Origin of the sequence: Flavobacterium croceum DSM 17960 (assembly GCF_002917885.1) — a bacterium.
GTDB classification, from domain to species: Bacteria; Bacteroidota; Bacteroidia; order Flavobacteriales; family Flavobacteriaceae; genus Flavobacterium; species Flavobacterium croceum.
Map to the genome: position 1 here is coordinate 1 of NZ_PQNY01000026.1, position 11,385 is coordinate 11,385.

11 protein-coding genes and 1 pseudogene are annotated in these 11,385 nt (G+C 31.9%); all 12 read left to right on the plus strand.

Going from position 1 to position 11,385, the window contains the following annotated elements; genetic code table 11:
- Nucleotides 1-653 precede the first annotated feature (653 nt).
- The 12 genes and pseudogenes from Q361_RS12380 to Q361_RS12425 all read left to right on the plus strand — a co-directional run bounded on the left by Q361_RS12380 (nucleotide 654) and on the right by Q361_RS12425 (nucleotide 11,158).
- Nucleotides 654-1,253, plus strand: a complete 600-nt coding sequence (locus Q361_RS12380; protein ID WP_103727049.1) for an SCO family protein — start codon at nucleotides 654-656, stop codon at nucleotides 1,251-1,253.
- Between the two features lie 18 nt (nucleotides 1,254-1,271).
- Entirely contained in the window at nucleotides 1,272-1,646 is a 375-nt protein-coding gene (locus tag Q361_RS12385) for a hypothetical protein (protein WP_103727050.1), read from the plus strand.
- A 37-nt stretch (nucleotides 1,647-1,683) separates the two neighbouring features.
- Nucleotides 1,684-2,550 (plus strand): helix-turn-helix domain-containing protein, encoded by an 867-nt coding sequence (locus Q361_RS12390; RefSeq protein ID WP_103727051.1) that lies wholly within the window; start codon nucleotides 1,684-1,686, stop codon nucleotides 2,548-2,550.
- Between the two features lie 22 nt (nucleotides 2,551-2,572).
- A pseudogene (locus Q361_RS13945) lies at nucleotides 2,573-3,241 on the plus strand (superoxide dismutase); the annotation flags it as partial.
- A 436-nt stretch (nucleotides 3,242-3,677) separates the two neighbouring features.
- Complete coding sequence (locus tag Q361_RS12400) at nucleotides 3,678-3,956, plus strand: YHS domain-containing protein (RefSeq protein ID WP_103727053.1); 279 nt, start codon at nucleotides 3,678-3,680, stop codon at nucleotides 3,954-3,956.
- 206 nt (nucleotides 3,957-4,162) lie between these two features.
- Nucleotides 4,163-5,824, plus strand: coding sequence for a GEVED domain-containing protein (locus Q361_RS12405; RefSeq protein ID WP_103727054.1), 1,662 nt, complete (start codon nucleotides 4,163-4,165; stop codon nucleotides 5,822-5,824).
- A gap of 161 nt (nucleotides 5,825-5,985) precedes the next feature.
- Nucleotides 5,986-7,431, plus strand: coding sequence for a c-type cytochrome (locus tag Q361_RS12410; protein WP_103727055.1), 1,446 nt, complete (start codon nucleotides 5,986-5,988; stop codon nucleotides 7,429-7,431).
- A 1-nt stretch (nucleotide 7,432) separates the two neighbouring features.
- Nucleotides 7,433-8,782: a c-type cytochrome gene (locus tag Q361_RS12415; RefSeq protein ID WP_103727056.1), complete on the plus strand. Its 1,350-nt coding sequence runs from the start codon at nucleotides 7,433-7,435 to the stop codon at nucleotides 8,780-8,782.
- A 104-nt stretch (nucleotides 8,783-8,886) separates the two neighbouring features.
- Entirely contained in the window at nucleotides 8,887-9,051 is a 165-nt protein-coding gene (locus tag Q361_RS13780) for a hypothetical protein (protein WP_169929310.1), read from the plus strand.
- 372 nt (nucleotides 9,052-9,423) lie between these two features.
- The gene (locus tag Q361_RS12420) at nucleotides 9,424-10,092 is read left to right on the plus strand and encodes a hypothetical protein (RefSeq protein WP_245874635.1); all 669 of its coding nucleotides are present in this window, start codon (nucleotides 9,424-9,426) and stop codon (nucleotides 10,090-10,092) included.
- A gap of 298 nt (nucleotides 10,093-10,390) precedes the next feature.
- Complete coding sequence (locus Q361_RS13785; protein WP_169929311.1) at nucleotides 10,391-10,534, plus strand: hypothetical protein; 144 nt, start codon at nucleotides 10,391-10,393, stop codon at nucleotides 10,532-10,534.
- Between the two features lie 33 nt (nucleotides 10,535-10,567).
- Nucleotides 10,568-11,158, plus strand: a complete 591-nt coding sequence (locus Q361_RS12425) for a hypothetical protein (RefSeq protein ID WP_103727057.1) — start codon at nucleotides 10,568-10,570, stop codon at nucleotides 11,156-11,158.
- Nucleotides 11,159-11,385: the final 227 nt, after the last annotated feature.

An 11,385-nucleotide genomic window follows, 5' to 3' on the forward strand; every position in this document is an offset into this window, starting at 1 on the left:
TCATTTTATTTTAAATTGAAGTCTGTTTTTCACGAAAATGTTTATCTTTAGCAGAAATTTAGCCGTTCGCTGGCTTCGCTTCTGCGTCAAGCCGCAAAACGTTGTGTGTCAGTTTCGGAAGAATAAACGCCGCAGACAACAATTCGAAAGAAGAAATATCAACTTTTTTGTTTTTTTTTCGAGACTTTTAGCCTAAATTCATTTCTAAAATTTAAGAAACGGACAAATAAAAGTTTGCTTCTAAACGTTGCGGAATTTAAAATGTTTAGGAACTAAAAAAGCTAACAACGATACGAAATCTAAAAATGGAAAGCGGAAAGCGGAAAGCGGAAAGTTGAAAACGGAAATATTTTAAGAAAATTATAAAATGGAAAAATTGACGTCGAAAGCGAAAGAAACTGACTAAAAAAAGGGAAGATCATTTTTCGCAACCGAACACACAACAGCGGTTTGGCGCAATAGCTCATTTTATTTTAAACTGAAGTCTATTTTTCACGAAAATGTTTTATCTTTAACAGAAATTTAGCCGTTCGCTGGCTTCGCTTCTGCGTCAAGCCGCAAAACGTTGGTGGCTACACTAAGCCAAAATTGCGCATAAAAATAAACCGCATAATCCTAATAGTCGAATTTAATCAAATATGTATATTTGTCAAATGAAAAAAATCGTTTTGACACTATTTCTTTGCATTCTTTTTAGTTGCAATCAAAAACCTGATAAATTACCATTTCTTGGCAATCCAGTTGTTAATGGAAAAGATACTATTTATCCCAAAATACATGATTTTTCTTTTATTGACCAAGACAGTATAACTGTAACAAATAAAACTTTTGAAAATAAAATTTACGTTGCCGATTTTATATTTCTTTCTTGTCCTACAATCTGTCCAAAAATGCATACCGAATTATCAAGCGTTTACAATATTTATAAAAATAATCCCAACATACTATTCATTTCTCACACAATAGATCCAGAACACGATACCGTTGAAAGACTAAAAGCCTATACAAAAAGTAATAAAATATCCAATAAATGGCATTTTGTAACAGGAAACAGAGATAGTATTTACAGTATTGCAACCAAAAGTTATTTTGCAACTGCCTACAATGACTCTAAAGAGCCAGGCGGTTACGTTCATAGTGGAGGATTTTTATTAATTGATAAAAACAGACATATAAGAGGTGTTTACGATGGCACTAATCCAGAAGAAACCAAACGCTTAATAAGAGATATTAAAGTATTATTAAGTGAATAGAAAATGTATCTTTGCAAAATGAAAAAAGTAGTTGTTTATTTTTTACTTTTTATTTTTACTATCCAAAGCACTAAAAGTTTGTGGATAATAACTTCATTTCAAATAAACAGAGACTATATAGCTTCAAATTTATGTATCAATAGATTTGATAAAATTCCAACCTGTAAAGGGCAATGTTTTCTTATTAACGAATTGAGCAAAGAACAAAAAGACAATAAGAAAAATCTAACAACAATCGAAAAAGATAGTATTTTCATTACTCCACAATTTGCTCTAATACCAACTCCAAAATATTTTAACAGTAATTTAAAAAGTAAATTCAGCTTCCATAAAGCGACTAAATACCCTTCCATTCTTTTCCATTTTGAAAATCCACCCGAGTTAGTATCATAAATTTTAATAATAATTATTAATTTAAAACTAACCAATTATGCAATCAAGTTTAATCTCGATTTGCAATTTGGGGGATTTTAGCAACAGTAATTATGATATTTTTTATGATTCCCTAAAAGGATTTAATACTAAATTTCCATTCGTTGAAGAATCACACAAACAAGATTTTTATTCAATTTTGTTTTTAGATTCTTGCCATGGTGAAATTGAAATTGATAATCATAAAATTTATTTTAATTGCCCTAAAGTTGTTATTATTCAACCTAATTGTATTTTCAAAATAAATTTACATCCCGATACATCAGGCAAAATTATTTCGTTTACCGAGACGTTTTTTTCATTGCGTTACAACAATAACTCTTTAAATGATTTTTCGTTTTTTGAGAATGGTTGTAAACCTTATATGTCTTTAAATTCGTTTCAAAAAGAACATTTACAAACATTTTTTGAATTATTTGAGTATGAATATAGTGCGATACTCAAAGACAAGACAAAAGTACTTCGTTCCTATCTGAACATTTTATTAGTTCAACTGGAACGCATTTACAATCCACAAATAATTACAAAAACTCACAATAGCAAAAACGAAAAAGTTAAAGAGTTTGAAAAATTAGTAGAACAACATTTTAAAGAACATAAAATGCCTTCGTTCTATGCCGAAAAGTTACACGTAACACCAAACTATTTAAACAAAATTTGCAAAAGCGAAGCAAGTAAAACGGCAGGTGATATTGTTAGAAAAAGAATAACGATAGAAGCACAACGACTTTTGCATTATACTAACTTATCAATAAATGAAATAGCACACGATTTAGGTTTCGAAAATGTATCCTATTTTATAACCTTTTTCAAAAAGCAAACATGTACAACACCAGAACAATTCAGAAAAAATGCAAGTCATTAAACAACAATTAATCGTTAAAACAATGAAAAAAAATCAAATTTTATCCGTTCTCTTATTAATCTGTGTTTCAGTATCAGCACAGTTTACACAAAAGCCATTGCCTTATAATTACAATGCTTTAGAACCATTTATTGATGCACAAACAATGGAAATCCATTACAGTAAACATCATGCATCTTATGTGAAAAACTTAAACATTGGTGTCGTTGGAACTGATGCTGAAAAAATGACTATTACAGAAATTTTTGCTACCATTTCTAAATTAAGTCCTGCAATACGAAACAATGCTGGGGGGCATTTTAACCACGAATTCTTTTGGTCAATTCTTACCCCAGAAAAAAACACCAAGCCATCTGCCGATTTAGAAAAGGCAATTAATGAAACGTTTGGAAGTTTAGAAACATTAAAAGAAAAAATGAATGCAGCGGCAACTTCTCGTTTTGGTTCGGGTTGGGTTTGGTTGTATGTCGGTCAAGATGGAAAATTAGCCATTTGCACTACAGCTAATCAAGACAACCCATTAATGGATGTAGCCGAAAATAAAGGAATGCCTATTTTAGGAATTGATGTTTGGGAACACGCCTATTATTTAAAATATCAAAACAAACGAGCAGATTATTTAACTGCAATTTGGAATGTGATTAATTGGAACGAGGTAAGTAACTACTACAAAACAGCTACTCCTAAAAAGAAAGGGAAATTTGATGATTGGCAAGCTTTAAAAGATTTTCATCAAGTAATGTCACAAACCTTTCATCCTAGTGAAGAAGGCAACTTGCAACCAATTAAAGAACGTAGCGGAGAAATGGTTCAAAAAGCCGAGTTATTAGCAAAATCGATTATTCCTGCAGAGTTTAATTCAAAAGAAGTTGTGGCAGCTGTAAAGAAACTAGAAACCGACAGCAAAAAACTAGACAAATTGGTAAAGGGTAAAAAAACCGACAAAGAACTTACTGAAGCATTGTCAAAATTACACGATGTTTTTCATGAAATCATTGGATTATGTAGTAACGAAGACCATCATTAATAAAAAAGTATAAAATGAAATCGCCATAAACAAGTCGTTTGCTTGCAAACACCTATGAAAATAGCGATACATATGCACCACTAAAAAATAAAATTTACATATGAAAAAACTAATTTATCTGTTATTAATTGTAATAGCTTACAGTTGCAACAAAAAAGAAGCCAATGTAGTGAAAGAAACTACTAGCGTTATTGAACCAAAAAATCCCTTGAACAAATTAAAATACGACAACAAAATCGATTTCTATTGTAAAATGGATATTACCAAATACGGAGTTAGCGATACCACACATTACAACGGAAAACTTTATGGTTTCTGTGCTAAAATGTGTAAAGATGAGTTTTTGAAAAATCCCGAAATGTATTTGGCTAAAAAGTAAAACAAAAGGATTGAAAAACGAAATTAACAAGTGTAAATAATTAAAAAACAAAGCTGTATTTTCAAACAAAGCAGGAAGGTTAGAAAAACTTTCCTGCTTTTTTAATTTTAGATAAAAAAGTTGAAAAGAAAAACATAAGGAGCGATTATCAAAACTATCGAGGCTAGATAATGAGTTAATTTTGCAAAAAATTTAAATACAATAAAATGAAAAAATATTATTTTCTAACACTCTTAATTTCCACTATTAGCTTTGCTCAATATTCCGAATTTAATTGGAATGCAAATGGAATAACCGTTGCTGGTGGAAATGGCGCAGGAAGCAATCAAAATCAATTAAATTTTCCTTACTCGGTCATTGTTGATACAAACAACAATTTATACATTACCGACACGCAAAATCATAGAATACAAAAATGGACAAATGGAGCAACTGAAGGTTTTACGGTTGCAGGAGGAAATGGTGCTGGAGCAAATGCTAATCAACTAAATACACCAACTTGTGTTTGGGTAGATGCAAATGAAAATGTATATGTAATGGATGCGTTTAATAATCGTATTCAAAAATGGGATGTTGGTGCAACTTCAGGTACAACAGTTGCTGGTGGAAATGGCGAAGGTGCTGCTTTAAACCAATTCAACAAACCTGGAGGATTTTATTTCCGAAACAATGCTTTTTACATTGTAGATGCTGGAAATAATCGCATAATAAAATGGATTTTAGGCGAAACCTCTGGTACAGCTATTGCAGGTGGAACTTATGGGAGTGCCGCTGATCAACTAGCAAATCCAACAGTTAATGGTACTATATACGTTGATGCTAATGAAAATCTATACGTTACCGATTATATAAATAACAGGGTACAAAAATTTGCACCGGGAAATACAAATGCAATTACTGTAGCGGGTGGAAATGGTTCTGGAACAGATCCTAACCAACTTAGAGCTCCAAATGGAATTTTTATGCTTCCTAATGGTAGAATGATGATATCTGAATATACTGGAAGAAGAATAAATATGTGGGTGGAAGGTGAAACTCAAGGTACGATAGTCGCTGGAGGAAATGGTAATGGAAGTGCTCCAAACCAATTTAAAAGCCCAAGAGGAAATTTCATTGCTGCAAACGGCGATTTATATGTTACTGATATGGCTAACCATAGAATTCAAAAATTCACTAAAATTCCTTTTACACCAACTTGCAATGACAATCTTGGTGGTGGTTTAGAACCATCGTTTGTAACGTTCAAAATTAACGGAACAACTTTCGAACACAATACCTATACTGAACCTACAGAGTATTATCATGCCTATCCTCAAACCACAACATTAAACGCAGGTCAATCCTATGATTTTTATACTTTCACATCATCAGAAGCGGTTATTGGCATTTGGATGGATTACAACCAAAACAACATTTTTGAAGAAACAGAATATACCCAATTGGTAAACAATATGTTTTCACAAAACACTACCAGTTTTACAGTTTCAACTACTTCAAATTCTGGTTTAATAAAAATGAGAATTCGTTCAAGAGCTTATGGTAGTACTATAAACAGTACTGATGCCTGTTCTTCTTTTGGCTCTGGCGAAACAAGAGATTACATTTTTACGGTTAATAATAGTTTAGCTATTGAAGATAAACCTATAAATAACAAAATAAAAGTTTATCCAAATCCAACATCAGATTACATAAACATCGAAACTGCATCTGAAATTAAGAACGTTGCTGTCTACAATATGATGGGGCAACTGGTTTTAAATACGGTTTCTAAAGTAGCGGATATTTCAATTTTATCAAACGGTACTTTTATTCTAGAAGTTACTTCAATTGATGGTCAAAAAAGTAAAAGTAAAATAATCAAAAAATAAAAACAATAGGATTGAAAATCTAAATCAACAAGTGTAAATAACAACAAATAAAGCACTTTTTTCAAACCAAGCAGGAACGTTTTTCTAAACTTCCTGCTTTTTTGTTTTTAGATTTTAAAGCAAAACTAAATGAAATTTGTACCATTAAAAATTATGTCATTATGGATTTTCCAATGTTTCATTTAGATTGGCTCAACAACAGAATGCTTATTGCAATCATTGCCATTCTACACGTTATTATCAATCACGGTTTAGCCGTGGGTTTTATGCCATTTGTTACATGGTTAGAACAACGAGGTGTTTCTCGTAGCGGTAAAGACCAAATCACCGATTTAGAATGGGATAAAATGGTTTACAAAATAATGAAAGTAGCTTTTATTATCACAACTACTATCGGTGCCATGACTGGAGTTGGAATATGGTTTTCAGTAGCACTCGTTAGTCCTGCTTCAATAGGAAGTTTAATTCGAGTTTTCTTTTGGGCTTGGTTTACCGAATGGATTGTTTTTGTTACAGAAGTAATCCTAATTATGGTTTATTTCCTTACTTGGAAAAACAGTAATAGTTCTTTAAAAGCTAAAATACGACACATTAATTTCGGTTGGTATTTGAGTATTTTCTCTTGGATTACGATGGCAATCATTGTATCAATTCTTGGTTTTATGATGGATCCAGGCAATTGGCAAACGCATCATTCCTTATTGAATGGTTTTACCAATCCAATCTATTTACCACAATTACTCTTTAGAACACCAACAGCTATGCTCGTCGCAGGTATTTTCGGAATGTTTTTAATAACACTTTTTACTAAAAAAGATACCAATTTAAGAACAAGTGCCGTTAAATATGCTTCAAAATGGTTATTGCTTTGGGCACCTATTTCGTTAATTGGAGCTTTCATATACTACAGAGCAATGCCCGAAGCAATGACTGCCAATTTAAGTACAGCAGTTGGAACCATAACTTTTGCTCAATATTACAATACATTACTATATGTAGCTTTCGCAGGTGCAGGATTAACTATTATAATTGGAATAATCGGAGTTTACAAAACAAAATTACTAAAACCTTACATGGTTGTTATTCCAGTAGTAACAGCAATTGCCTATTTAGGTTTCTTTGAAAGAGTAAGAGAATTTATCCGAAAACCCTATGTAATTAGTCAATATATGTACTCCAATCTTTTACTAAAAGATGATTATGTGGTTTACAAACAAGACGGAGTTTTAAAACATGCCACTTATACAACTGTAAATGAAGTTACAGAAGAGAACAAAGTTGAGGCAGGAAAAAATGTTTTCACCATTGCTTGCAGTCGTTGCCATACGGCACAAGGTGTGAACAGCGTAGTATATGTATTCGACAGAATGTATGGTGGTACAGGTAAACCTTTAGACATTGCTTCAATGGCAGCTTATATGCCTAATATGCACACTGGTCGAACTTTTATGCCCGAATTTCCTGGCAATGAAAAAGAAGCCGAAGCATTAGCAACCTACATAAGATATCTACAACAAACAGGCGATGTTTTAGAAGGCGCTCAAGAAGAAGGCATTACCATAAACCCTAATAATACAGCATCAGCTTTAATTAATAAAAAGAAATAATATGTTAACAAGTTTATTCATAGCATTGCAAAGTGCCACACCAGTTCCAAAAGATATTCCGTTACCGTTGCCATTGCCAGAATGGTTATTAATTTTTCTATTAGTAGTTTCATTTTTAGTACATATTTTATTTGTCAACTTAATGGTTGGAGGTTCATTACTAACACTTTGGTCACAAATAAAAGGGCTGAAAAATAAAGAATACGATATTTTAGCACACGAAATAGCAACTACAATTACTGTAAATAAAAGTATGGCAGTTGTAATGGGGATTGCTCCATTACTGTGTATCAACGTGCTTTATACCATTTATTTCTATTCAGCTAATGCACTAACAGGTTTAATGTGGCTGGCAGTAATTCCGTTAGTAACAGTAGCATTTTTACTAACCTATCTTCACAAATACACTTGGAAATTATTAGAAAATAATAAACCAGTACATATCTCAATTTTAGCTGTTGCAGTAATCATTTTTTTGTTTATTCCGTTCATATTTCTAACCAACATTAATTTGATGCTGTTTCCAGAAAAATGGGCATTAGTCAAAGGTTTTTTTAGTGCAATGACATTACCGAATGTTTTTCCAAGATACTTTCATTTCATTTTTGCCTCTTTATCAATTACAGGTTTATTCTTGCATTGGTATATGGGAAGAAAGAACTATCCGTTTGATACTATTTTTCCAACTTTTTCTCGCTACGAATTAAAGAAAAAAGGTTATTCATTAACATTAGTAGCTTCGGTTATTCAATTTTTAATTGGTCCATTAGTTTTATTAACATTACCTTCTAAAGGATTAGGTTGGAATTTAGTTTTGGTGATTTTTATAGGTGCAGCAATTGCCATTCCTGCAATGTGGATGATGTGGAAAGGAATTCAGGGAGACGAAAGAACCATTGATAAAGATTTTAAAAAAGTATTGATTTTAATGACAATTACTGTTGTCTTTATGGGTACTGGTCGTCAAATATACAGATCGAACGCTTTAGAAAAACACCGTGAATTAGTTCGTTTAAAAACAGATGAATTCCAACAAATTAAAAAAGACGCCATTCCAAAAAGTAAAGAAGCGAAAGCACAAGAAAGTACAGCAAATTTAACGGAAGCACAAAAAGGAGAAAACGTATTCAAACAAAACTGTACGGCTTGTCACAAACCCGATGTAAAATTAGTAGGTCCGCCAGTTATTGAAATGGCTTCCATATACAAAGGAAATAAAGCAGGGTTACAAAGTTGGATCAAAAAACCAGGCAAAAAAAGAGCAGACGCACCACAAATGCCAGGTTTTGAATCCCAATTAAATCAAGAACAATTAGATCAATTAGCAGAATATATTCTAACTATCAAATAAATTTAATATGTCAAAATTATTTTATGTCGTTCCAATAGCAGTAGCGATAGTAGTCACTTCAATAATAATATTCAATCAATAATCAATAATTAAAACTTTTAGGTATGACACAAGTATTAGTAATTATGGTTTTACTCTTTGTTTTCTTCTCTGTATATTTTATGATAAAAATAAAAAATACAAGTGTAAGACTTACAAAAAGCAAAGAGCTAAACAACGAGGAAAACAAATTAGAAAAAAAATACCAATTTATTAAAGGTCTTTTCTAAAGATTTATGCTACCATTATGAAGAAATACTTTTGTCGTGAAAAGTAGCATTTCCATAATTATGCATTTCATTTTGGTTAGTTTAAGAAAGCCCTACAATGCTGACTCTGTAGGGCTTCTTTTAAATCTTATAGAAACACCAATTTTCTATAGCTATTTATAAAGTTAAAAAGTACTAAAATCCCATAAATACTTTAGTCTAATTGGTCAAAGCCCTGTTAATGGTAAAACATTTCAGGGCTTTATTTTTAAACACATAATACTAAATATTTTATTATTCTAAAAAAATTAACAAATTTTTAAAATTCAATACAATACTAGTTTAAAACTATTTTCGTTTACAAAATTTATTAACCATTTAACTCTTAACATTATGGCATCAACATCCGAAACAGGACACGCAAAAAATGTAGCAAATTTTCAAGACTTAATTGAGTTCGTTACAGGGTATGGAGCAACCTACAACCCATCAAAAAACAGTTTAAAACTTCCGCAACTCGTTGCTTTAAAAACATCAGCCGAAAGTAATTTAGCAGATGTTATTGCAAAAAACACAAATTACAACAACAAAGTAAATGAGCGCATAACCGCTTTCAGCGGTTTAAAGTCATTTTCTACTCGTTTGATCAATGCTTTGCAAACTACCGATGCAACACCCGAAACAATCGGCAACGCTAAAACATTTAATCGCAAAATGCAAGGTAAAAAGGCATCATCAGCGCAAACACCAACTGACCCAAACACACCAGCACCAACAACAATTTCAACAAGTCAGCAATCTTACGACCAGCTTATTCAACATTTAGCAGGATTAACCTCAGTTTTAGAAGCAGAACCAAGCTACACACCAAACGAAACCGATTTGCAAGTAGCAACTATTCAAGCAAAAATTGCAGACCTAACAACAAAGAATACAGCCGTTGCAACTGCATACGCAAGTGTAAGCAATTCAAGAATAGCAAGAAACGAAACGTTATATTCTTCAACCACAGGATTAGTTGAAACCGCCAACGAAGTAAAAAAATACGTTAAGTCAGTATGACACAAACAAAAAATTTGGAGTACTTGATGAAGGTTTTATCTGTGGCGGAAAATGTGGACAAGGATTCAGAATTTATATAAAAAAAGAAAACGGAAAATGGAAAGTTGATAAAGTTGAAGGAACTTGGATTTCATAAAAAGAAATACATCTGCCAACAGCGGTTTCAAGAAATGGCGAAAAATGTAGTAAATTCACATTTTTCTTTCGCAAGTTTCTTTATCTTAGTGGAAAATTAAGCGGTTACGAAGTTCGCCACTTCTTGAAGCCGCGAAACGTTAGCAGTAACCATCAGAAAAATATGGCAATAAAAGACAAAACTCGAAAAATAGTATGGTTAAAATCTGGAAACAGATGTGCTATTTGTAAAAAGCATTTGGTACAGAAACTTGAAATTGCAGATGCAAATTTTATTGTCGGTCAAGAGTGTCATATTATTTCTTGAAAAGAAAAAGGACCAAGAGGAAAAGTTGCAAAATTGAGTGATTACGATGATAATAGCAATTTAATTCTACTATGCGCAAATGACCATAAATTAATTGATGATTTTCCCGAAACTTTCACATATGAGTTATTGGTTAATTTAAAAGAAAATCATGAAAAATGGGTTGAAAATGCAATAGAAAAAGATTTACAAGATTATATAAGAAACGTTAACAATGCAGAAGTTCTAGATGAGATTAAAAATCATGTGCAGTTAGATATTATAATAAAGAATGCTCATTTTTACTTTTTCGATTCAAGTTCTATTACTGATACAAATTTATCAATTGAAGTGAGTGAGTTTTTTGATAATCTTAGAGATTTATCGGATATTTACTCAGACATAGAAATTGCCGATAAAACAAGATATTTGATTGAACATGAAAAACATATAAAGAAATTTAATGAAGTTGGAATACGTTTTTTTGGAAAAGACTTAATCAGAGAATATAAGTTTTTAAACAACCCTAAAGACAATTACAAAGTAGCAATGATTGTAGCCTTTAATCCAAAAGTAAATCCTGATTCTATTCAAAACGGAAAATTAACAGTCAAACTTCCTGATAACTTTTCTCCAACAATATAAATGGCTACTGCTAACAGCCGTTTTGCGCTATTGCGAGAAAAGTGCAAAATTGACGTTTATCTTTCGCAAGAAGTTGTATTTTAGCAGAAAATAAGCAGTTCCGAAGCTCGCAACAGACGCAAAGCGGCGGAACGTTGCCTGCTATACGCGGAAAAATTCCGGAAGAAATTTTTCCAGGTTTATTAAAGGAAGAATTATGAATGTTTCAACTTCGTGGTTTTTTCTTT

What these genes read in the sequence shown, in the direction of transcription:
- Q361_RS12385 (WP_103727050.1), top strand. Translation starts at nt 1,272, where the DNA reads ATGAAAAAAGTAGTTGTTTATTTTTTACTTTTTATTTTTACTATCCAA.
- Q361_RS12415 (WP_103727056.1), top strand. Translation starts at nt 7,433, where the DNA reads ATGTTAACAAGTTTATTCATAGCATTGCAAAGTGCCACACCAGTTCCA.
- Q361_RS12380 (WP_103727049.1), top strand. Translation starts at nt 654, where the DNA reads ATGAAAAAAATCGTTTTGACACTATTTCTTTGCATTCTTTTTAGTTGC.
- Q361_RS12390 (WP_103727051.1), top strand. Translation starts at nt 1,684, where the DNA reads ATGCAATCAAGTTTAATCTCGATTTGCAATTTGGGGGATTTTAGCAAC.
- Q361_RS12400 (WP_103727053.1), top strand. Translation starts at nt 3,678, where the DNA reads ATGAAAAAACTAATTTATCTGTTATTAATTGTAATAGCTTACAGTTGC.
- Q361_RS13780 (WP_169929310.1), top strand. Translation starts at nt 8,887, where the DNA reads ATGACACAAGTATTAGTAATTATGGTTTTACTCTTTGTTTTCTTCTCT.
- Q361_RS12405 (WP_103727054.1), top strand. Translation starts at nt 4,163, where the DNA reads ATGAAAAAATATTATTTTCTAACACTCTTAATTTCCACTATTAGCTTT.
- Q361_RS12410 (WP_103727055.1), top strand. Translation starts at nt 5,986, where the DNA reads ATGGATTTTCCAATGTTTCATTTAGATTGGCTCAACAACAGAATGCTT.
- Q361_RS13785 (WP_169929311.1), top strand. Translation starts at nt 10,391, where the DNA reads ATGGCAATAAAAGACAAAACTCGAAAAATAGTATGGTTAAAATCTGGA.
- Q361_RS12420 (WP_245874635.1), top strand. Translation starts at nt 9,424, where the DNA reads ATGGCATCAACATCCGAAACAGGACACGCAAAAAATGTAGCAAATTTT.